The sequence below is a fragment of the Flectobacillus sp. BAB-3569 genome, from assembly GCF_002270355.1.
Taxonomy (GTDB): Bacteria; Bacteroidota; Bacteroidia; order Cytophagales; family Spirosomataceae; genus Flectobacillus; species Flectobacillus roseus.
Map to the genome: position 1 here is coordinate 79,345 of NZ_NJFZ01000001.1, position 21,879 is coordinate 101,223.

Sequence of the window (21,879 nt, forward strand, 5' to 3'; positions counted from 1 at the left end):
GAGTGTGAATCCTACAAAAAAGAGATAATATATCCATAAGAAACAGATGCACCATAGGTTAAATCAAACTGATTTCTTAAAATACTACCTGACACTAATTGAACTACTGCTCCTGTACCTGCTACGAGAAAGTAAGCAATGAAATCTTTCTTGTTAAGCAGTTTTGATTGTTTTTGTTTTGACACTTTTAGAAAATATTTTTAACAAGATCTGGAGCAATACCCAATAGGATTGTCAAGGCTGTTGTTATAATCAATGTAAGTTTATAAATCGGAGACAATTCAATTTTCTCTAAATCACCTTTCTTCAAATAGGCTGCAATGATTGGCTTAAAGTAGTAATAAATACCAACAGTAGACATCAAAATCGCTACAACTGCAATTGTTTTGAATAGACTAGATACATTACTAAAGGCATCTGCGAAAATAAAAAACTTACCAAAGAACCCTGCCGTAAGTGGAATACCTGCCAAAGACAACATTGATACCGCTAAAGCAAATGCTAGTAGTGGATTGTTTTTAGCAAGACCATTTAAAGCATTAAAGCTTTCGTCTGTTTTACCTGTTTTAGCCTGCGCTTCAGATACTGCCATTAATACTGCAAATGCAGAGATAGTAGCAATTGAATAAGCCAAAGAATAGAACAAGATTGAAGAATTAGTAGTTGGAGTTTTGGCCAAAACGGTAATCAATAAATAACCAGCGTGTGAAATACTTGAGTATGCCAACATACGCTTGAAACTTTGTTGATAAACAGCCGTAATATTACCAATAAACAAAGTCAAACATGTAATATACACTAATGGATTACCCCACAAACCATACACCGCTGGAAATGAAATTGAAAGTAGACGGTAAGTAGCAGCTACACCAGCCGTTTTTACAACCGTCGACATGAATGCTGTAAAGATGCTTGGCGCTCCATCGTATACATCGGGCGTCCAGAAGTGGAAAGGAGCTGCCGAGATTTTGAATAGTAAACCAACGAAAATCAAAATGATACCACCGTAAAGAATAGGACCATAAGGATTCAACATGATATCTTGTAATTTGGCTTGATTAACCATATTGCCTATTCCATTGATATCGAAAGATCCTGTTGCTCCATAAACCAATGCAATACCAAATAGCATAATACCAGTAGCAAACGACCCCATCAAGAAATACTTAAGAGCTGCTTCGTTTGATCGAAGATTACGTTTATCAGATCCTGTAAGTACGTACATCGCAACAGATAGAATCTCGATACCTACGAATAACATAAACAAGCTTTGAAAAGTAACCATCATAATGGCTCCCACCACTGAAAAAAGCAAAATCGCATAATATTCAGCTGGGTGAGTATGCTCTTCATCTTCCCCAAAACCACGTGAAATTGCTACAACCAATGCCGTTGCTACCAAGATAATAGAGGTAAAGTTGATAGAAAGGTTATTAGTCTTGAGCATATTGTGAAACCAATAGTACTCATGATTCCAGTCGGCTAGATTTAGCCCTAGAGCTATCAGAACGAATAGGAGGGTGGCTGGCAATAAGATTTTACGGTTGTTCAAAAACCCTAAAAACAAATTGGAAATACCAAAGAGTGATAAAGCTATAATTGCGTTCATATCTGCTATATCCTAAGTCTGACAGCAGAACCATCAGACTTGATTAAATTTCTTACTTATTTATGATTGATAACAATTGACTTACCGCAGGCTCAGAAGCTTTCAGTATGATATTAGGCACAATACCTAATACAATTACTAATGTTGCAATTGGCAATAAAGTAGCTCTTTCTGTCAAGCCAAGGTCTTCAAATCCTTCAGTCAATGAAGTAGTTGTTCCAAACATTGATTTTTGTACTAAGCGTAGCATATACACTGCACCAAGGATAATTGTAAGTCCTGCAACTGCCCCCATCCAAGCGTTGTACTCAAATACGCCTTTCAATAACAAGAATTCACCAACGAATCCATTTGTTAATGGTAATGCTACTGAGCCCAACATGATGATAATAAATAATACCGTCAATTGTGGGGTAGTTTGGGTAATACCTCCTAAGCTAGATAATTCACGAGACTTGGTACGTTGTTGGATGATTTCTACGACGAAGAATAAACCCACTACGTTGATACCGTGCGCAAGCATTTGAATTAACGAACCTTGAATACCGTCTAAGTTGCCAGAGAAAATACCTGCTGCCATAAGGCCAACGTGTGCGAAAGATGAATAAGCAATCAAACGCTTCATATCTTTTTGCTGAATGGCGATGATTGAACCATATACGATTCCGATAATGGCCAAAACAACAGCAACTGTCCCCCATGCTTTAACGCCTAGTGGTGCAATTGGTAACAATAAACGAATCAAACCATAAGTACCCATTTTCAACATAATACCTGACAATAACATTGTACCAGCCGTTGGAGCTTCAACGTATGTGTCTGGTTGCCATGTGTGGAATGGGAATAAAGGCATTTTGATAGCAAAAGCTATAAAGAACGCCCAGAAGATAAAGCCTTGTTGAGACGCATCAAGTAATCTCGCTGTTTCGTACAATGCTGTAATTTCAGAACTATGTGTTGGCGTTTTGATGTACAAATAAACCAAAGCTAACAACATAAATAATGATCCGAAAATAGTATAAACGAAGAACTTGAAAGTTACTTTGATTCTATTTTCACCACCCCAAATTGCTGCAATGAAGTAAATTGGGATAAGGGCTGCTTCGAAAAAGAAATAGAACAAGAAAGCATCTTTTGCAGTGAATACACCTACTAAACCCGCTTGCATAAACAAGATGAGTGAGTAGAATGTAGATGCTTTTTCGTAGTTGTTTTGAAAAGTTGATAGAATAATAAAAGGCACTACCAACGTTGTAAGGCTCACCAAAATAAGGCTGATGCCATCGATACCCACTGAGAATTTGATGCCTGCTGATGCAATCCAATTATACGATACGCCAAACTGGCTGGTAGCGTCTGGTACAAAAGCAAAGAATGTATAAGCTCCTAAAGCTAGCTCGACTAATGCGGCTACCAAAGCTATAACTTTCGCATTTTCTCCTTTCGTGCTAAGGGTCAACAACCCTGCGATAATGGGAAGAAGTATGAGTGTAAGTGTTAACATTATAAAAACGTTATCTGTTAATCATTCTATTTAGAAAAACTGTTCTGAAAACAGCTGAATACCTTCGGGGAAATATTAACCTAAAATGAAGATTCTTAAACCCCAAATCAACATGACAGCAATCGAAATTACCATAGCGAAGATGTAATAGCCTGTTGTACCATTTTGTACCAAACGTGCTTCGCCAGCAATGCCTTTTACTAATTTGCCAATTCCTTCAACAATCAAGTCGATAACCAAGAATTCAACAAATGAATAAAATGCATTCGAAAGTGCTGTGATTGGTTTTACAAATACAGTATCATAAAGTTCGTCGATATAATATTTGTTATAAACCACTTTTTGAAGACCTGTCTCAGTACCATCTGCGTCTGGAACAGCCTTTTTACTCACATAAATCACATAAGCAACAGCTGCTGAAACCAAAGCTGCTATCACAGAAATAATCATCAACATTTTTTCTGTAGCTTCGTCTGGGGCATGAGCTTCCACATGACTTTGAGCAAACAATGGCTCCATGAAAGTGGCAAGACTTGCATGTCCACCAAAAATATGTGGTAAGTTAAAGAAACCACCTGCTGCCGAAAGTACTGCCAAAATCATTAATGGCGCTGTCATGGCAATTGGTGATTCATGCAAATGATGCTCTTGTTCGTGAGTTCCTCTAAATTCTCCGAAGAATGTCAAGAACAATAATCTAAACATATAGAATGATGTCATCATAGATCCTGCCAATGCCAATACCCACATCAATTTGTTGTGCTCGTATACATGAGCTAAAATTTCATCTTTTGAGAAGAAACCTGCAAATGGAGGAATACCAGAAATTGCAATTGTAGCAATCAAGAATGTAATGAATGTAATTGGTAATTTTTTACGCAAACCGCCCATTGAACGAATATCTTGTTCATCTGACATCGCATGAATTACTGAACCTGCACCCAAGAACAACAATGCCTTGAAGAATGCGTGAGTCATTACGTGGAAGAAAGAAGAACTATAAGCCATGACGCCTAAGCCCATAAACATATATCCTAACTGCGAAACAGTTGAATAAGCCAGTACTTTTTTGATGTCGTTTTGTAACAAACCAATTGATGCTGCCAACAATGCTGTTGCTGTACCTACCCATCCAATCACTTCAAGTGTTTCTGGTGAAAGGCTATACAACACATTAGAACGGATAATCATGTAGATACCCGCAGTTACCATCGTTGCAGCGTGAATCAAGGCTGATACAGGAGTAGGACCCGCCATCGCATCTGGCAACCAGGTGTACAATGGAATTTGAGCTGATTTACCCATGGCTCCTACAAATAACAAAAGCGTGATGTACATCAACGTTTTGTCACCTGACTCATAACCACCTTCAGCTACTTTGCTAAATACGTCAGCGTACTCAACGGTGCCAAAGTGTGTGATAATAAGGAAGATACCTAATAAAAAGCCTAAGTCACCAATACGGTTCATAATAAAGGCTTTGCGAGCTGCATTGCCGTAGTTAGTGTTTTTGTTCCAGAAACCGATCAATAAATAAGAACATAAACCTACGCCTTCCCAACCGATAAACATTACCACGTAGTTTGAACCCAATACCAACAAGAGCATGAAGAACAAGAAAAGGTTTAAGAAAGCAAAGAACTTTCCAAAACCTTCATCGTGGTGCATATAACCAATTGAGTATATGTGAATCAAAGAACCAACTCCTGTGATAATCAACAACATCAACAAGGACAATTGGTCGATTTGAAATGACATCGAAATGTTGAGATCTCCGATGGTAATCCAGTCGAAGATATGAGCAACTTCTGGCTGTCCAGAAAAGTTGAGGAACAGACTAAGCGCACAGGCAAATGAAGCCAACGCTGCTGCCGAGCCAATTACACCAACTAATGATTTTGGTACACGACGGAATCCAAGCCCGTTGATTAAAAAACCAATTAGTGGAAAAAGGGGGATAAGTACTGCTAATGACATAATTTTTAGAGCTATAAGCAGTGAGTCTTGCTGTAAATGATTTAAAACAAATACTCACACCTGATAATTACCACTTTAATTTATTCAAAATACCTACATCAATTGATTGAATATTGCGATAAATCATCACAATGATGGCCAAACCTACCGCTACTTCGGCAGCCGCCACAGCCATAATAAAGAATACAAATACTTGCCCAGTTGGGTCAGCTTTGTACGAAGAAAAGGCTGCTAAAAGAAGATTGGCTGCATTTAGCATCAATTCGACTGACATAAAGATGATGATTGCATTTCGGCGTGTTAATACTCCAATAATGCCGATACAAAATAAAGCCGTACTGAACCACACATAGTTGTTCAGAGGAATTTGTCGGATAACGTCAGGTATTTGTTGCATAAGTCTTTAAGTTTGGTGGATAGATGAAGTCTATCTCTTTTGTTTTTGTCAAACTAAGAAAGAATAGATTCGTCTAAACATTCAACTTTAAATGGTTAACCTCGAAGTGCGAGGCTCATTTATAGTTCTTACAGTTTTCGGAAAATTCGGGGCAAAAATAAGGAATATGTTTGAAAAGTCGCTAAAATATGAACCAAATACAAGCGGTTTTTCATTATAATTATTTTCCCTATTAACGATTATTAAAAGCTCGTAACTTTATCTCGGTAAGTTTTCGCTTAGTATCAAGTGGAAAATCGCCTTTCATCATCCAATCATAATACGATGGCTCGTCCTTAAGTACTTGTACTACAGGCTTTCCAGCGTGCTTTCCAAAGTTGATTACTTCTACGCCTTCACGATTGAACACAATTCTTTGCGCAAAATCTACCAGTTTGGCAGAAGTTAACTCATGAAGTGCATCCATATCATTTTTGACAGGGACGAAATCTTCCCCTTTCTCGTTTTTGATGACGACACCTTCGTATCGTTTAACTTGGGCATTCAAAATTTCCAACGTTGCAATCGTATCCGCTTCGGCTGAGTGCGCATCAATAAGCTCTTTACTACAGTAGAACTTATAAGCCGCCGAAAGGTTTCGTGGTTCCATCATGTGAAAAATCCTTTGAGCATCGATAAGGCGACGGTTTTTGACATCGAATTCTACATCATTGCGCAAAAATTCTTCAACCAACATTGGTACATCAAAGCGATTCGAGTTGAAGCCCGCTAAGTCACAACCCTCCAAGAATTGAGCCATAGATTTGGCAATTTGCTTGAATGATGGCTCATTGGCAACATCGTCATCATAAATACCGTGGACCATCGATGACTCCACTGGAATTGGCATTCCTGGATTGACACGACGAGTTTTGACCGTTACTGTCCCATCAATATTTGCTTTGGCAATACTGATTTCGACGATACGGTCTTTGATAACATTCACGCCTGTTGTTTCCAAATCGAAAAAGGCGAGTGGCTTGCGAAGGTTTAATTGATGTGTAAGCATAAGGCTAGCCCTCAGGTGAGATGAGGCTCTGCAAAGTTAGAGAAAATATAGTTGATTCCTGTGTTGGGTTTCACTTCTTATTTCTATTTTTGGCAAAACATAACAAAAAATGAGTATTTTCAGTTATTCTACTAAATCGATTTTGTACAACGTTTGTAGTTTACAGTTGGATTAAAATAGCTTCATAGATGATACTTTATCTGAAGTTTATTTAGTAGATAGAGACCCTAATCAATAAAGTTATCTTCAATGTTAAGTATAAAAATCTCATAGAGTTGAAGATACTTTTTAGCGATATACAATAAGAATGCTCTAAAACACATTGAGAGTTATATCCTGAACAAAAAATAAATGTTCGCATAGATAGAATTTGACAATTCAAATTCACCAATCATTATTTATCACCCTTAGTATCCAGCTTAGTAGTTGGATTAAAGTATGACCACAAAACAGTTTATCCAAGCTTTAGAAGAAGAATTTCAGCAACAACAATACGGGCAATCGCCGGTTGAACTTTATGAGCCTATTCGTTACTTGATGTCTTTGGGAGGCAAGCGTTTACGCCCACTTATGACCTTGATGTCGACGGCTTTGTTTACAGACGAATGGCAAAAAGCCATCAAACCAGCAACCGCAGTAGAAGTTTTCCATAATTTTACCCTAATGCACGACGATATTATGGACAAAGCGCCCTTGCGTCGTGGAAAGCCCACCGTTCATGCCAAATGGAATGACAATACTGCTATTCTTTCAGGAGATGTGATGTTGGTACAAGCCTATGAGTTGATGCTTTTTGTAGAAGATAAAAACTTGAAAAAAGCATTACAACGCTTCAATCGTACGGCGGCCGAAGTATGTGAAGGACAACAGTTTGATATGAATTTTGAGACTCGTGAAAATGTGACGGAGGACGAATATATCGAAATGATTCGCCTGAAAACTAGCGTACTTTTGGGTTTTGCCCTCGAACTAGGCGGAATCATTGGTGGCGCAAGTGATAAAACTTGTCAAACATTATATGATTTGGGTATTAATATTGGTTTAGGTTTTCAGTTGAAGGATGATTTGTTAGATGTTTATGGCGACCCAGCTAAGTTTGGTAAGCAAGTGGGAGGTGATATTATTTCTAATAAAAAAACTTATATGCTGATTGAAGCACTAGGTCAAGCTACTGGCGAAACTAAAACACAGCTTGAATATTGGTTATCCTTAAAAACTTTTGACCCGGCTGAAAAAGTAAACGCCGTGAGAGGTATTTATGACAAACTTGAAATTCGCAAAATGGCTGAAGCTAAAATCAATGACTATTTCCAAAAAGCCTTTGAATTGCTAGATAGCCTAAAAGTTGAAGCTGAGCGTAAAGCGGAGTTGAGGGCATTTGCTAATATTTTGATTGATAGAGAAGTTTAGTTTAAATTTGTAGAATACGGCTGTTGTCCGTAAGCTATGGGCTGTAGGCTTTTGGCTTATTTTATTGATAAAACTGGTAGTTTTAAAGAAGCTCCTGAGTTTCATAGAGTCTATACACTCAATATTCAAAAACTTTATGAACAGTCGGACCTGGTCTGACTGTTTTTATTTTTATTTCTAACAAATGGCAGATTTATCTCTAAATGAAGTACTAATCCTGATTACAGCGTTGGTTAGTATTCTCGCCTTTCGTAATTACGAGCTTATGGATAAGCTTGTTTTGAATCCCTATTCAATTAGTCGCCGTCAAGAGTATTGGCGTTTTGTAACTTCAGGTTTTGTTCATGCAGACTTTGGTCATTTGTTTGTAAATATGTTTACCCTGTATTCTTTTGGTAATATGATGGAGCAGATTTACAATCAAATTTCACCCGGGAATGGTGCTTTGCTCTATTTATTGCTCTATATCGGAGGTATCATTGTTTCGGATTTACCTACTTTTTTTAAACATAGGAATCAATTTAGTTATAATTCTCTTGGTGCTTCAGGTGGTGTATCTAGTGTGTTGTTTGCTGCTATTTTGTTTGCACCAACTCAAAGCCTTTATATTTTTGCTATTTTACCCATTCCTGCCATTGTTTATGGATTTTTGTTTACAGGCTATTCTATTTATATGTCCAAAAGAAGTATGTCGAACATCAATCACGATGCACATTTGTATGGCGCTTTATACGGTGTAATCATTACAATTATTATCTATCCAAAAGTACTTATGATTTTTACAAATCAGATTTTACATTGGGGAGGTGGGCTTTAAGTATTATTGGTGAATTTTGAATGCAAATATTTATACTCACAACTCTTCACTCAAAATTCATCACTCATAGAACCCTTCAACTATCTGAGTACAACAAACAGAATAGATTGTTTCATCATTAAGATTTATGCAAAAAAGGAATATTGCTATTTTAGGTTCGACAGGTTCGATTGGCACACAAGCCCTCGAAGTAATTCAGGCGAATCCTACTATTTTTGAAGTAGAAGTACTTACAGCTCAAAGTAATGCTCAGTTGTTGATTGAACAAGCCCTCGCTTTTCGTCCCAATTGTGTTGTGATTGGTAATGAATCACTTTACAGCCAAGTTTTTGATGCCCTCGACCCATACGGAATTAAAGTATATGCAGGCGCACAAGCCCTCGAGTCGGTTGTACAAATGGAAGCAATAGATATGGTATTGACTTCGATGGTAGGATATGCGGGCTTACTTCCAACAATCAAAGCTATCGAAGCTGGCAAACATATTGCTTTGGCTAATAAAGAAACTTTGGTGGTGGCGGGTGAGTTGATTACTGCCTTGGCACAACAAAAGGGTGTTAATATTTATCCTGTCGATTCTGAACACTCGGCTATTTTTCAATGCTTGGTAGGGGAGTTCCATAATCCTATCGAAAAGATTATTTTGACAGCATCGGGTGGTCCTTTTAGAGGAAAAAAACGTGAAGAATTAATTAATGTAACTAAAGCTCAAGCTCTGAAGCACCCTAACTGGGTGATGGGTGCTAAGATTACGATCGACTCGGCTAGCTTGATGAATAAAGGTTTAGAGGTAATTGAAGCAAAATGGCTTTTTAATCTTAATGCTTCTCAAATTGATGTGGTGGTACATCCACAGTCTATTATTCACTCGTTGGTACAGTTTGAAGATGGCTCTATCAAAGCTCAAATGGGTTTGCCTGATATGAAACTCCCTATTCAGTTTGCATTGGGTTTTCCAAACAGACTAAAATCAGACTTCCCTCGTTTTGATTTCATTAATTATCCAAATCTTACATTTGAGCAACCTGATAAAGAAACATTTCGTAACTTGCAACTAGCATTTGACGCAATGGCTCAGGGGGGAAATATGCCTTGTATCTTGAACGCTGCGAATGAGATAGCCGTGGCTGCCTTTTTGGAAGATAAAATTGGCTTTTTACAAATGTCAGATTTGATTGAAACTTGTATGGCAAAAGTTCTGTTTATCAAGCATCCAACTTTGGATGATTATATCCAAACAGATGCTGCAACGAGAGTATTTGCAAGTGAAAATCTCTAAGAGTTTATCCACAGGAGAAATAGGAATGTAGATAAAAGTATCGAAAACGAACTTTCTCAGCTAAATTATATTTTTAAAACCTTAATAGAAAACAGTATTGGTCTGACAAGTTCAGACTGGGGCTAAAAGCTAAACAATGGAAGGACTAGTGAAGGTTGGACAACTCATTTTGGGTTTGTCAATTTTAGTAAGTTTACACGAATTTGGGCATTATATTACTGCCAAATGGTTTAAGATGCGAGTAGATAGATTCTACTTATTTTTCGATTTTCTTTTTCCAATACCTACTTTATTGAATTTTGCTTTGTTCAAAAAGAAAATTGGCGAAACAGAATATGGTTTAGGTTGGTTTCCGCTCGGTGGTTATGTGTCAATCGCAGGTATGATTGACGAGACACAGGATGCGTCTAAGCTTTCGGCTACTCCTGAGCCTTGGGAGTTTCGTGGAAAACCCGCTTGGCAACGATTGATCGTAATGTTGGGTGGTATTATCGTCAATGTAATTTTAGGGGTATTAATCTTCTGGGGTATTAGTTTCAAAGAAGGTAATAACTATATTTCTAAAGCTGAGCTAAATAAAGAAGGTTTGTACGCTGGAGCACTCGGTAAAGAAGTAGGCTTTCAGTTAGGTGATAAGGTATTAAAAGTAAATGGTGAAGACTTCCATAGTTATACTGATATTGCTGGTGCTATTTTAGAAGACAAGACGGTTTATACAGTTGATAGAAATGGGAAAACGGTAGAAATCGTTATTCCAAGTGATTTCTTGAATAAGCTATCTGACCAAAAAGGAGAATTCATCCAGCCTTTATACAAATTTAAAGTAGCTCGTGTGGCTGAACCAAAAGAAGCCTCTTTCTTAGACAAACTTTTAGGTAATCCAGCGCCAGCCCCTGCACCAGCTTACACAGCAGGGATGAAGGATGGTGACGAAATTGTATCGATTAATGGCACTCCAGTGAAATACTTCCAGACTTTCAAGGAGGAACTTCAAAAGTATAAAAACAAACCAGTAACCTTGGCTATTATTCGTGCTGGTAAAGCGGATACGCTTCGTATGACTACTGCTGAGGATGGTACTTTAGGTTTTTTCCAGAGTATTTGGTTCAAAAATCACATGAAGATTATACCTTGGGGCAAGCTTTTGTGGTAGGAGCTGGCAATGCATTTGATGTAGTGTGGAAAAATATTCAAGGATTTAAGAAAATTTTCTCAGGTCAAGTACGTGCTGACAAAGCTTTGAGTGGCCCATTTGAAATTGCCGACATGTATGGTTCACACTGGGATTGGTTAAATTTCTGGAGCTTGACAGGCTTACTTTCAATGGCATTGGCATTTATGAATTTATTGCCAATTCCTGCTTTGGATGGTGGTCATGCTTTATTCTTGTTGTTTGAAATCATTACAGGACGCCCACCATCAGAAAAATTCATGGAGCGCGCTCAACAAGTAGGAACCGTGATTTTACTTGGTTTGATGGTATTCGTTTTAGGAAATGGCCTTTTCAAAAAGCTTTTCTAGCAATAACCAATTTATACATTCAACAAACGTATGTTAATAAAATCAAAAAATATATTCAAAAACCTGTGAGATTCTCTTACAGGTTTTTGCTTTTGGGCGTAATGCTATCGCTCGGATTGATGGCTTTCAAAAAGCACGCTTTCCATACTAGCATTACTGAAATGCGTTATAATGCAAAGGAGAAAAGCTTTGAGATAAGTTTGCGTGTTTTTAAGGATGATTTAGAAACAGTATTGACCAAAGAAAATCAAGGCAAGAAGATTGTATTGGACAAAACTGAAAAGTTTGACCCACAAATTGATAAATATATCCAAAAGCATTTTGTGTGGTTCAATGCTCGTAATCAGCGAGTATCCTATCATTATTTAGGAAAAGAGCAAGAGGGAGATGCGATGTGGTTGTATATCGAAATGCCTGCTCAAGAACCAATCAATGGCTCAAAACTTCAAAACGATGTATTGATGGAAGAGTTTGACGACCAAACCAATGTGGTTAATTTGTTTTATCAGTCAGAAAAAAAATCCTTTATTTTTAATCAAAAGAATAAGGTGTTTGGGGTAGGTTTTTAGTCACTATTTCCAATAAGTCTTCGTGGATTTTCTCCCAAGGTTGAGCTAGATTGATAGTTTCTATTCGGATTTGATGCTGTTCAGAAGTATAAGATAAGCTCAAAGATTGCTTTACAGTTGGATACAATAAGATACCTTCAGCCTGCTCGTCAGGCTGATTTTTTAGGTAGGCAAATAACTGGTATAGGTTCTCGGTATGTATTTTTTCTGAGTTAAAATAGGTATTTAAAGTACGAGCATAGTACTTGGTATCAATAATCAATTTTTTGCCATTGTTCAAAATCAAACTAATATCAGTTTGCATTTTGGGCAAATATTGTGGTTCTGTTCCTGTTAGTTTCCATTGAAGTCTTTCTCTAAAAACTTTCGCACTTTTGAGTTCTATTTTATAAAAATTACGTACAAAAGCTTCAAACAAACCTGCCATTTTACGATCATCTTGCTCAAAATCTCTAAATAAAATACTTTCTCCTTGCTCACTTACCATACTTTGAGAGTAAAGTAATTCACAAATATGTAGTAAAAACGTATAGGTTGTATTTCGATGGCATTGGGCAAAAGCCTGACGGAACAATGCTTCGTGTAGAGATATTTCTTGGATATAATGTAGTCTTCGTAATTCCGTATATAAACTTTGATGAACTTTTTCTGAAAGGGTCGATACCTTAAGAAGCCTAACTAGACTACTTTTTAAAATCTGATTGGCTAAAATATTTTCTGAAAATTCATCAAACTCACAATACGCCATTCCTTTCTCAAATGCTCCAGTTGCCAAAGAAGGTGAAATATGTACTTTGCCTCGTATGCCTTGGATATATTGATTTTGTTCTGTGTAATTCTTGAAATATCCTTTCTTCCAAAGCATAGGTAGCTCTCTAACCAAGATACTCGCTAATAATTCATAAATACTTTTTTGCCCTGACACACCAGCTTTTACCAAGCGGCGTTGCTCAAGTTTATCCCAAGCATAACAAAGCAAAAAGTAAATATTTTCTATTGGAATCATGTAGGGTCTATGTTAGAAATACTCGACGACTAGTTCAAGACTTAGTCTTGGACTTATTTTTATACAGTTTATAAACTGAAACAAAAGATAGTCCGAGACTAAGTCTCGAACTAGACAAGACCACAGCTACCCAAGCAGTTCTTCAACGCAATTTTGTACCTTTTCGGGCTGGTCGTACCAATATTCTTCCAGCAAAGGCGCTATTTCTAGTTGAATAATACGTTTGTACCATTTTGGGGCGTTTTCGCCTGCAGGAAAATGTGTAAAATAGCTATGTCCGATTTGAAAGCCTTTTAGTAAATGCCTATCTTGACTAATTTCCTGATTGAGTAAGTTGAATTTTTGAGCAATACCTTCCACAAATTCCTTATCTAGTCCTTGCCCGACTAAGCAATTTACCCATCGTTCATTAAAACATGGTTGTAAACTGATAAAAGCAAAGCGACGACGAAGGGCATAGTCAATCGTAGTCAATGAGCGGTCAGCAGTATTCATGGTTCCGATGATATGAAGGTTATCAGGAACGGAAAAAGGTTCAGCATCTTTGTCACCATAAGTCAATGGAATTTCGTTGGCTCGTCCACGCTTATCGTTTTCAATAAGTAAGAGTAATTCCCCGAAAATACGACTTAGATTTCCACGATTTATTTCATCAATAATAAAGAAATGGTCGATTCCTGCATTGCGTTGCGCCATTTTACAAAACTCATAAAAGACACCATTTTTGAGCTTAAAACCACCGTCACCATCGGGTCTTAATCCTTGTATAAAATCTTCGTAGGAATACGACTGATGAAACTGCACCATCTTTATTCTTGATTCGTCTTTTGTACCAATAAGCGTATAAGCGAGCTTTTTGGCAAGGAAGGTTTTGCCGACTCCAGGAGGGCCTTGAAGGATAATATTCTTTTTATACTTGAGTGTCTCAACTATTTCGTCAAACTGCTCTGCCTCGATAAATAAGTCTGCTAAAGCATCATTTCTTTCGAAGGGAATGATAATATTTTCGGCTACAATAGATTCTTTTTGTAAATCTATCATTGCCTGAATTGCTTCAAATTCGTCTTCAGAGATTTGAAATAAGCTTCCTTGATTATTCTTCAGAATATCTGAGTCTTTCAGAAAATGAATTTGCTTGAGTTCTGCCCATTCAATCGGAAAAGGGAGTTTTTCCTTCAAACAAAATGCAATAGATTCACCAGCTACAGGATGTACATGTAGTGGTTCGGTAATTTCTAGTATTGCTTTGATCTGTTTGATGGGTGTACTTTCATACCCAATCACCCAGTCACCTTTTTGTACTGATTGAAAGTGCTGGTAAATACGGCGTTTGTTTCCGAATTCGTTATGTGAGGTAAAGTGTTGTGATTGGTGATAGCGGAGCTGATCAATTGACCCTGTTTTAGGATTAAGATTGAGCCACCAATAGTTTCTATTTTTTTGAAAAGACATAAAGCAAAGATAAACATTCGGACAGCTCAAGACAAGCATAGGATAGGAGTGAAGCTACAATAAAAAACCCATCTACGAAGGATAGATGGGTTTTTATATTCATTAACCATTGAGTTCGATTTCTTCTCCGTGGTTGTTATGAAATTTAAAGTCGGTAATACCAAAAGAGCTATCTTGGATAATATTGACCCAAGTTTTGTATTTGAAATACCATTTCATTCGAAGAGAAGGGAAACCTTTGGTAAAGTATGCATGCAAGAAAGGATGCAATACGATAGTTGGCTTTTTCTCATTTTGTTTGATAATGATATGCTCAAGGTGATGTTCGATTACATCCGAAACAACAATACTCGCTGTGATTTTGCCTGTACCGCCACAAGTAGGACAGTTTTCAGACGTTACAACGTTCATCTCTGGGCGAACTCTTTGGCGAGTAATTTGCATTAAGCCAAATTTGGTAAGCGGCAAGATGGTGTATTTTGAGCGGTCAGATTTCATTTCCTCCTTCATGATGTCATGAATCAGCTTTTTGTGTTCAGCTTTCTTCATATCAATAAAGTCGATAACGATAATGCCACCCATATCGCGAAGACGTAACTGACGAGCAATTTCTTTGGCTGCTTCGATATTTACGCTTACGGCGGTTGCTTCTTGGTCTTCTTCGCTATTTGATTTGTTACCAGAGTTGACGTCGATTACGTGCAAAGCTTCGGTATGTTCGATAATCAAATAACCACCAGCAGGAAGACTTACTGAGCGTCCGAAAAGCATTTTTAATTGCTTTTCGATACCGTATTGTTCAAATACTTTGGACTTGCCTTGGTGTAATTTTACAATACGTTCTTTTTCTGGTGCGATGTGCTGTACATAAGCACGAGCTTCTTGGAATAATTCTGGCGTGTCAACAATTACGCTATCGAAGTTTTCATTCAACAAATCGCGAAGCATTGAAGTAGCACGGCTCATTTCGCCGATGACCTTGTCGCGTGGTTTTGCTGATCTGAGCGCTTTCATTCCAGCGTCCCATTTGGCTAAAGACTCCTTCAAATCTTTGTCCAATTCCTCTACATCTTTGCCTTCAGCTACAGTTCGAACGATTACGCCAAAATTGGCAGGCTTGATAGACGACATCAATTTGTGTAATCTTTGGCGTTCGGATTTGGCCGTAATTTTTTTCGAAATATTTACACCATTCGAAAACGGTACCAAAACTGTATAGCGACCAGCGATAGAAATATCGCAAGATAAGCGGGGGCCTTTGGTCGAAATAGGTTCTTTTACAACTTGAACAAGAATAGGAGAGTTTTTCCCTAAAACTTTATCAATTTTGTCGTGTTTGTCTATTTCGGGTTCAAGCTTAAAGTTGTCTAATCTTCCAGAATTGTGTCTTCCAGCGATAACATCTTTGGTGAATTTATTCAGGGAATTGACATTGGGGCCAAGGTCATGATAATGCAAGAAAGCATCTTTTTCATAACCAATATCGATAAAGGCCGCATTCAATCCCGTAACCATTTTCTTGACTGTACCGAGATAAATATCTCCAACAGAAAAGTGTGGTTCGGACTCCTCTAAGTGATACTCCACAATCCTTTTGTCTTGCAAAAGAGCAATGCGGTCACCTTTGGGAGTCGAATTGATGATTAATTCGTTGCTCACAGGTGATTGAAGGATTAGAAGTGAATAGTATATAAGAAAACGAATATATATTGTCGCTGTGAGCGGTTGGTGAATAGAAAATCAAAGCCATCAAACTACATATAGAAGGGTTCGTGCCGAAGAGTAAAAAGCAAGTTGTAAGAAATTGATTAAAGCAACTGAATTTTACAATTGGGAAGTCATTCCAACGGAATGCAATAAAGTAATAGTGAGTCTATAGTATTTTATTGGTTTTTTGATTTTTAATGTTGCTGACTTATTGCGTGGCTGTGTATTATGACCAATCTATAATACAACGGAATCCATGCGGTCATGAGCAGATAAATTATTGCCAAAAAATAAAGTAAGAAGGCAATGAATTTGGGTTTTACCTAGCAATCTCACAAAAACGACAAAAACAGGCTCTTTTCTACTGGAGAAAATAGCCTGTTTTCTAGTAATTAGCAACTAAGGATTAGCACCAATTCGTACTAATCCTTAGTTACAGATTACTTCTTCTTATGTCTATTCTTTCTAAGACGCTTCTTTCTTTTGTGAGTTGCAATTTTGTGTCTTTTTCTTTTCTTTCCGCAAGGCATGACTTTAAAAGGTTTTAAATGTTACGAAATCTGTTTTAGTTGTTTGTCACAGAAGATTCCTATCCAAGCACAATTTAGTGATAAAGTAGGAACTTACCGAGAACTTATTTTAATTTTGATAAAATTTCATTGGCAGCTGCCTTCTCCTGAGGGTCTTTGCTATTGGCTAAAACCTTCTCAAGAATAGTGCGAGCTTCATCAGTACGGTCGAGTTCTGCCAAACAGTATCCTAAGTTCAAAGCTGCTTTAGAATTAGCAGGGTTGATTTTCAAGATTTGTTTAAAACGCTCAACGGCCTTCCCAAACTGATTCGACCGAATTGATAGAATCCCCAAATTGAACAATGCTGGTTCAAACTCAGGCTCTTTTGCAATTACCTCACGAAGCATCAAAATTCCTTGCATGGGAGTTGATGTTGAAACGTAAGTCATTGCCATGTTCGTTTTTGCTAGAAGATTATTCGGGTTTTTTGTTAAAATTTCCTGATATAACGATCTAGCTTTTTCTCCCATATTCTTGGTTTTTGCATCCTCGAGTGCGTAGGTGAAGGCTTCATAATATAAGTCTGCCGCCTTCATCAAATTGCGCTCGTTGCTATCAAGTTTTACGACTTCTTCTGCATAATAGGCAGCGCTGTCGTATCTTGTAAATGCTGTAAACTTCGAAATAAGAGCATTTGCTGCTTCGATTTTATCTTGCTTGCTTGAACTTCCTAAATATTTCGCTCGTAAACTCTCAACTACCTTGCTCTGTTCGGGGCTAAGGGCTGTGCCATGGCTTTCATTAGCTTCACCTTCGGTGTGCTGATGGGTGTCTTCCGACTCAATGGCTTTATCACGATTGGCTGAGCCAGTCTGTGCTGTTTGCTCTAAGGTCTTTTTTTCGTCACTTACCACAACCTTCGGAAGGCTATATAAAGCTCCAACCGTACCCAGTGCAACCACTATTATGAAGATAAAAGACTTTTGCATGTCGTTTACAGATCTGTTATCTGTTACAAGTTATCGGCTATGAGTTCATAACTGATAACCTATAACGGACAACTTATTGCGAAAAATTATTTAGCGTTAGTTTTAACTTGCTCGATAAATATTTTAGCAGGTTTGAAGCTTGGAATAAAGTGCTCGTCAATCACAATAGAAGTGTTTTTCGAGATGTTACGAGCAACCTTCTTAGCTCTTTTCTTGTTCACAAAACTACCGAATCCACGAACGTAGATAGGTTCTCCTCCAGCCAAGTTATCTTTAACTACAGTGAAGAATGACTCTAGAGTGCTAGATACATCTGCCTTGTCAATGCCCGTCTTGTCTGCGATTTCTGCGATTACGTCTGCTTTTGTCACTTTTTTAAAAAATTTAGGAGTTAATAAAATATGATAAACAATGGTTGTCGATTGCCATAAGTTTCCAAAAAATTCAGTTGAATTAGCATCGATTAAGGTCGATTTCAGTGAATTTTGCTAACTCTCACAGCCTCAAATTATAAGCCCCTGATTATTAAGGGTCACAAAGGTACGACTTTGGTTTCAAATATGAAAGAATCAATAAATAAATGTCTGAACTTTTTTTTCGTAAATGCTTAATTTTTAGCTATTTGAATTCTAATTCTAAAATTAATCTAATTCAGACTTCTTGCTTTTCTCCTATTATTCCTCGGTTTTTGTTGTACTTCTTTCATGAATCATGGATTATTTATAGATTGTTTTATTCTAAATCTCTTCCTTTATTTTTGCTGAATCTATCCCTCTTTTAGACTGGATACGTTTCTTAAAAGATTTTTACTTTCATAAACCTATTTTATACTTTGAAGGTTAAATCAAAACAAGTTTTTTAAGTATTGGTTGATGATTTGTTTCGAAAACCTCCATTAAGTATCTTTTTTTAGCTAAATCAGAAAGTCAACTTTCCCTTTTTCATGACCGATTTTTCGCAATTTCATTTTTCTCAAAAACTCACCCAATGGTACGAAATCCATAAAAGAGATTTGCCTTGGCGCAATACAACCAATCCTTATTATATATGGCTGTCCGAAATAATTTTGCAACAAACTAGAGTAGTCCAAGGAATGCCTTACTATTATAAATTTGTAGAGGCTTTCCCGACGGTATTTGACTTGGCCGCTGCCGATGAGGCTGAGGTGTTGCGGTTGTGGCAAGGATTGGGATACTATTCTCGGGCTCGTAATTTGCATAAAACAGCCAAAATGGTGGTAGATGAATACGATGGCGTATTCCCTGAGTCGTATCAAGAGTTGCTCAAACTCAAAGGAGTGGGCTCTTACACCGCTGCTGCGATTGCTTCTTTTTCTTATAATGAACCTGTGGCAGTATTGGATGGCAATGTGTATCGTGTACTCTCAAGAGTGTTTGGCATAGAAACTGATATTGCATCAAACGAGGCAAAAAAAGTCTATTCAGAATATGCACAGGCGCTTTTACCGATCAATAATGCCAACACGCACAATCAGGCGATCATGGAATTTGGTGCCATGCAATGTACGCCTGGAACTCCCTCAGATTGTATGTTCTGTATTTTTGCGAACGAATGCGTAGCTCATGCACAAGGACGACAAGCAGTGCTACCTATCAAGAGCAAAAAGGTTAAAGTAAAAGAGCGTTTCTTTCATTATTTCTTATTAGAACAAAACGAAAAGTTTGTGATGCGCAAACGAGTGGGGCGTGACGTATGGGAAGGCATGTATGATTTTTACCTACTAGAGCCTTCCGAATCTTCTCAATTAGATGATTTGTTGGATCAGGATCACTGGTTAAAAGAAGTAATCTCCAATGCGGTGATTTTGAATGAATCAGGGAATTTTACCCATGTATTAACGCATCAAAAGATTCAAACAAAGTTTTGGCACATACGAGTAAATGCAGACTTTTCTCTAAATTTGCCAGAAAATCATGCGTTTTATAACCTTTCTGAAGTAGATGATTTACCTAAATCTACTTTGGTGAATAACTATTTGACTCAAGAATCAAAAATTTTAGCATAGTATTCCATAGAATAGATAGTTGGAGATTGATAGGATTTTTATTAAATTCACTCACATTAATGTTTGAATTCTCACACCATATTTAATTTTATGCCTATCAATTTATTTACAACTATTTTAAAAAATTAACCCAAATGGCTGGCGTAAACAAAGTTATTTTATTGGGCAATTTAGGCTCTGACCCAGAGGTGAGAGTTTTGCCTAGTGGTGCAAAAGTGGCAAATTTTAATATCGCTACTTCCGAAACCTACACAAATCGCGATGGACAGCGAGTAGAACAAACAGAATGGCATCGCATCGAATTATGGGATGGATTGGCTAATATCGCAGAACAGTATTTGCGCAAAGGAAATTCTGTTTATGTAGAAGGGCGTATCCGTACCGAAGAATATGTAGATAAAGATGGTATCACGCGTCGTGGTATTCGTATTCGTGGTACTTCTATGACTTTAGTGGGGGGCGGTAATCGCGACAATAGTGCTAATAGCGAGGGGGCACCAGCGGCATCAGCTCCTGCACCTGCTCGTCCTAATCCAGCACCTGTAACACCTCCACCGCCTGCATTTGATGCTGGTGGTGACAGCGATGACTTGCCATTCTAACGAAAGGCTTATCATTTGTTAGACTAGTTGAAAAACACTTTTCAACTAGTCTAACTTTTGTTTAACTAAACAAACCAAACCTTGGAAACTCGATTATCTGACGATTATCACCCGATTAGGGTGCTTTTGGCTCAAGTTGAAAGCACCTCATCTTACAGCGTATACGGTATCGATGCGCTTATCCTGATTGCCCTGCTGGGTATTTCTGCCCTACTGGCTGGCTCTGAAGTTGCCTTTTTCTCCCTATCTGCCGATGAACGTGTTGCCTGTCGTGAAAGCGATAGTGGAAGTGAGCGTACTGTTGCCAAGTTGCTCGACAAGCCTCAACAACTCCTAGCAACCCTCCTGATTGCCATCAATCTTGTCAACATTACCTTTGTGACAATCTCAACGTATCTAACAGAACAAATTTTAGGGGAAGAAGAAAAAGAAGGATTAGTTGCTACCTTGATTTTGTTGGTGGGTGTAACATTTATGATTACTTTTTTTGGAGAATTAATACCAAAGGTTTGGGCACAACAAAATAATTTGAAGTTTGCCAAACTTACTGCGCCGCTCATCGAAGTCGCCAGTATTATCTTCAAACCTTTGTCTTCTTTGCTTTTAGGAATTAGTAATATAATCGAAAAACGTGTCGAGCGAAAAGGATATACTATTACTGCTGATGAACTTAACCATGCGCTTGAAATTACAACTGGGCAAGGGACTTCGGCACAAGAAAAGGATATTCTAAAAGGTATTGTCAATTTTGGTAGTACTTCGGCCAAAAGTGCCATGCGCCCTCGCCGCGATGTAACCGCATTTGATATTGAATGGGATTTTCATGAATTGATGGATAAAATCAATAAGTCTGGGTATTCTCGAGTGCCTGTATTTAAGGAAACCATCGATAAAATAGAGGGAGTTCTTTATATCAAAGACTTGTTGCCACATATCGAAAAAGATGAGCACTTTAATTGGCAAGAGCTGATACATCAAGCATTTTTTATTCCCGAAAGTAAAAAGATTGATGACTTGCTTTATGATTTTCAAGAAAAGCGAGTTCATATGGCTATCGTAGTAAATGAATACGGCGAAACCGAAGGAATTATTACGATGGAAGATATCATTGAAGAAATTGTAGGTGATATCAACGACGAATACGATGAAGAGGATCTGGGATATAAGCGATTGGAAGATGGCTCATTTGAGTTTGAAGGTAAGGTTACACTAAACGATGTATGTCGTGCGTTGGGAATAGATAACGATTACTTTGAAAAGGTAAAAGGTGAAAGTGAATCACTGGCAGGGTTATTAATCGAATTGTTTGCTCGTCTACCTCATGCGGGAGAAGAAATAGATTATGATAAATTCAGATTTAGAATAGCCTCTGTCGATACGCGTCGTATTAAGAGAGTAAAAGTGACTATCAAAAACGAGGAAACCGACGAAACCAATCGAGAGCTTACCTAACG

Annotated in this window: 20 protein-coding genes; 9 read left to right on the forward strand and 11 right to left on the reverse strand. The window is 37.7% G+C overall.

Annotated features, from left to right (window positions below; translation table 11 throughout):
• Positions 1-11: 11 nt before the first annotated feature.
• From BWI92_RS28025 to BWI92_RS00300, 6 genes are all read right to left on the reverse strand, one after another.
• The gene (locus tag BWI92_RS28025) at positions 12-185 is read right to left on the reverse strand and encodes a hypothetical protein (protein ID WP_229362615.1); all 174 of its coding nucleotides are present in this window, start codon (positions 183-185) and stop codon (positions 12-14) included.
• 2 nt (positions 186-187) lie between these two features.
• Positions 188-1,609 (reverse strand): NADH-quinone oxidoreductase subunit N, encoded by a 1,422-nt coding sequence (locus BWI92_RS00280; RefSeq protein ID WP_095160126.1) that lies wholly within the window; start codon positions 1,607-1,609, stop codon positions 188-190.
• 52 nt (positions 1,610-1,661) lie between these two features.
• Positions 1,662-3,113, reverse strand: coding sequence for a NuoM family protein (locus BWI92_RS00285; RefSeq protein WP_095160127.1), 1,452 nt, complete (start codon positions 3,111-3,113; stop codon positions 1,662-1,664).
• 75 nt (positions 3,114-3,188) lie between these two features.
• Entirely contained in the window at positions 3,189-5,090 is a 1,902-nt protein-coding gene (nuoL, locus tag BWI92_RS00290; protein ID WP_095160128.1) for an NADH-quinone oxidoreductase subunit L, read from the reverse strand.
• A 67-nt stretch (positions 5,091-5,157) separates the two neighbouring features.
• Positions 5,158-5,487 (reverse strand): NADH-quinone oxidoreductase subunit NuoK, encoded by a 330-nt coding sequence (nuoK, locus tag BWI92_RS00295; RefSeq protein ID WP_095160129.1) that lies wholly within the window; start codon positions 5,485-5,487, stop codon positions 5,158-5,160.
• A gap of 232 nt (positions 5,488-5,719) precedes the next feature.
• On the reverse strand, positions 5,720-6,535 hold the full coding sequence (locus tag BWI92_RS00300) for a 3'-5' exonuclease (protein ID WP_095160130.1): 816 nt from the start codon (positions 6,533-6,535) through the stop codon (positions 5,720-5,722).
• Positions 6,536-6,973: 438 nt separating this feature from the next.
• Here BWI92_RS00300 and BWI92_RS00305 point away from each other — a divergent pair, with 438 nt between their 5' ends.
• The 6 genes from BWI92_RS00305 to BWI92_RS00325 all read left to right on the forward strand — a co-directional run bounded on the left by BWI92_RS00305 (position 6,974) and on the right by BWI92_RS00325 (position 12,131).
• The gene (locus tag BWI92_RS00305) at positions 6,974-7,945 is read left to right on the forward strand and encodes a polyprenyl synthetase family protein (RefSeq protein WP_095160131.1); all 972 of its coding nucleotides are present in this window, start codon (positions 6,974-6,976) and stop codon (positions 7,943-7,945) included.
• Positions 7,946-8,129: 184 nt separating this feature from the next.
• Entirely contained in the window at positions 8,130-8,762 is a 633-nt protein-coding gene (locus BWI92_RS00310; RefSeq protein ID WP_095160132.1) for a rhomboid family intramembrane serine protease, read from the forward strand.
• A 127-nt stretch (positions 8,763-8,889) separates the two neighbouring features.
• A complete protein-coding gene (locus BWI92_RS00315; RefSeq protein ID WP_095160133.1) occupies positions 8,890-10,041 on the forward strand; it encodes a 1-deoxy-D-xylulose-5-phosphate reductoisomerase in 1,152 nt (383 codons plus the stop codon).
• A 136-nt stretch (positions 10,042-10,177) separates the two neighbouring features.
• On the forward strand, positions 10,178-11,194 hold the full coding sequence (locus tag BWI92_RS00320; protein ID WP_310588843.1) for a site-2 protease family protein: 1,017 nt from the start codon (positions 10,178-10,180) through the stop codon (positions 11,192-11,194).
• Positions 11,173-11,562 carry a site-2 protease family protein gene (locus BWI92_RS28575; RefSeq protein ID WP_310588844.1) on the forward strand — a complete coding sequence of 130 codons (390 nt, stop codon included), beginning with the start codon at positions 11,173-11,175 and terminating at the stop codon, positions 11,560-11,562. The genes BWI92_RS00320 and BWI92_RS28575 overlap by 22 nt, the downstream gene beginning before the upstream one ends.
• A 65-nt stretch (positions 11,563-11,627) precedes the next feature.
• On the forward strand, positions 11,628-12,131 hold the full coding sequence (locus BWI92_RS00325) for a DUF6702 family protein (protein WP_141234659.1): 504 nt from the start codon (positions 11,628-11,630) through the stop codon (positions 12,129-12,131).
• On the opposite strand, the gene BWI92_RS00330 is transcribed toward BWI92_RS00325, so the two are convergent.
• The 5 genes from BWI92_RS00330 to BWI92_RS00350 all read right to left on the reverse strand — a co-directional run bounded on the left by BWI92_RS00330 (position 12,094) and on the right by BWI92_RS00350 (position 18,168).
• Positions 12,094-13,137 carry a 5-methylcytosine restriction system specificity protein McrC gene (locus BWI92_RS00330; protein WP_095160135.1) on the reverse strand — a complete coding sequence of 348 codons (1,044 nt, stop codon included), beginning with the start codon at positions 13,135-13,137 and terminating at the stop codon, positions 12,094-12,096. The two genes, BWI92_RS00325 and BWI92_RS00330, sit on opposite strands and share 38 nt — an antisense overlap.
• A gap of 126 nt (positions 13,138-13,263) precedes the next feature.
• Entirely contained in the window at positions 13,264-14,589 is a 1,326-nt protein-coding gene (locus tag BWI92_RS00335) for an AAA family ATPase (RefSeq protein WP_176464325.1), read from the reverse strand.
• Between the two features lie 102 nt (positions 14,590-14,691).
• The gene (locus BWI92_RS00340; RefSeq protein WP_095160137.1) at positions 14,692-16,248 is read right to left on the reverse strand and encodes an Rne/Rng family ribonuclease; all 1,557 of its coding nucleotides are present in this window, start codon (positions 16,246-16,248) and stop codon (positions 14,692-14,694) included.
• Between the two features lie 682 nt (positions 16,249-16,930).
• A complete protein-coding gene (locus BWI92_RS00345; RefSeq protein WP_095160138.1) occupies positions 16,931-17,797 on the reverse strand; it encodes a tetratricopeptide repeat protein in 867 nt (288 codons plus the stop codon).
• Positions 17,798-17,883: 86 nt separating this feature from the next.
• Positions 17,884-18,168, reverse strand: coding sequence for an HU family DNA-binding protein (locus BWI92_RS00350; protein ID WP_095160139.1), 285 nt, complete (start codon positions 18,166-18,168; stop codon positions 17,884-17,886).
• Positions 18,169-18,740: 572 nt separating this feature from the next.
• Here BWI92_RS00350 and mutY point away from each other — a divergent pair.
• The 3 genes from mutY (at position 18,741) to gldE (ending at position 21,877) form a co-directional block, all read left to right on the forward strand.
• Positions 18,741-19,823: an A/G-specific adenine glycosylase gene (gene mutY / locus BWI92_RS00355; protein ID WP_095160140.1), complete on the forward strand. Its 1,083-nt coding sequence runs from the start codon at positions 18,741-18,743 to the stop codon at positions 19,821-19,823.
• A 134-nt stretch (positions 19,824-19,957) separates the two neighbouring features.
• The gene (locus BWI92_RS00360) at positions 19,958-20,425 is read left to right on the forward strand and encodes a single-stranded DNA-binding protein (RefSeq protein WP_095160141.1); all 468 of its coding nucleotides are present in this window, start codon (positions 19,958-19,960) and stop codon (positions 20,423-20,425) included.
• An 81-nt stretch (positions 20,426-20,506) separates the two neighbouring features.
• Positions 20,507-21,877 carry a gliding motility-associated protein GldE gene (gene gldE / locus BWI92_RS00365; RefSeq protein WP_095160142.1) on the forward strand — a complete coding sequence of 457 codons (1,371 nt, stop codon included), beginning with the start codon at positions 20,507-20,509 and terminating at the stop codon, positions 21,875-21,877.
• Positions 21,878-21,879 lie beyond the last annotated feature (2 nt).

Excerpts from the sequence above, each read along its gene's own strand:
- BWI92_RS00360 (WP_095160141.1), top strand. The coding sequence starts at position 19,958 with ATGGCTGGCGTAAACAAAGTTATTTTATTGGGCAATTTAGGCTCTGAC.
- mutY (WP_095160140.1), top strand. The coding sequence starts at position 18,741 with ATGACCGATTTTTCGCAATTTCATTTTTCTCAAAAACTCACCCAATGG.
- BWI92_RS00300 (WP_095160130.1), bottom strand. The coding sequence starts at position 6,535 with ATGCTTACACATCAATTAAACCTTCGCAAGCCACTCGCCTTTTTCGAT.
- BWI92_RS00285 (WP_095160127.1), bottom strand. The coding sequence starts at position 3,113 with ATGTTAACACTTACACTCATACTTCTTCCCATTATCGCAGGGTTGTTG.
- nuoL (WP_095160128.1), bottom strand. The coding sequence starts at position 5,090 with ATGTCATTAGCAGTACTTATCCCCCTTTTTCCACTAATTGGTTTTTTA.
- BWI92_RS00320 (WP_310588843.1), top strand. The coding sequence starts at position 10,178 with ATGGAAGGACTAGTGAAGGTTGGACAACTCATTTTGGGTTTGTCAATT.
- nuoK (WP_095160129.1), bottom strand. The coding sequence starts at position 5,487 with ATGCAACAAATACCTGACGTTATCCGACAAATTCCTCTGAACAACTAT.
- BWI92_RS00330 (WP_095160135.1), bottom strand. The coding sequence starts at position 13,137 with ATGATTCCAATAGAAAATATTTACTTTTTGCTTTGTTATGCTTGGGAT.
- BWI92_RS00345 (WP_095160138.1), bottom strand. The coding sequence starts at position 17,797 with ATGCAAAAGTCTTTTATCTTCATAATAGTGGTTGCACTGGGTACGGTT.
- BWI92_RS00315 (WP_095160133.1), top strand. The coding sequence starts at position 8,890 with ATGCAAAAAAGGAATATTGCTATTTTAGGTTCGACAGGTTCGATTGGC.
- BWI92_RS00335 (WP_176464325.1), bottom strand. The coding sequence starts at position 14,589 with ATGTCTTTTCAAAAAAATAGAAACTATTGGTGGCTCAATCTTAATCCT.
- BWI92_RS00280 (WP_095160126.1), bottom strand. The coding sequence starts at position 1,609 with ATGAACGCAATTATAGCTTTATCACTCTTTGGTATTTCCAATTTGTTT.
- BWI92_RS00305 (WP_095160131.1), top strand. The coding sequence starts at position 6,974 with ATGACCACAAAACAGTTTATCCAAGCTTTAGAAGAAGAATTTCAGCAA.
- BWI92_RS00310 (WP_095160132.1), top strand. The coding sequence starts at position 8,130 with ATGGCAGATTTATCTCTAAATGAAGTACTAATCCTGATTACAGCGTTG.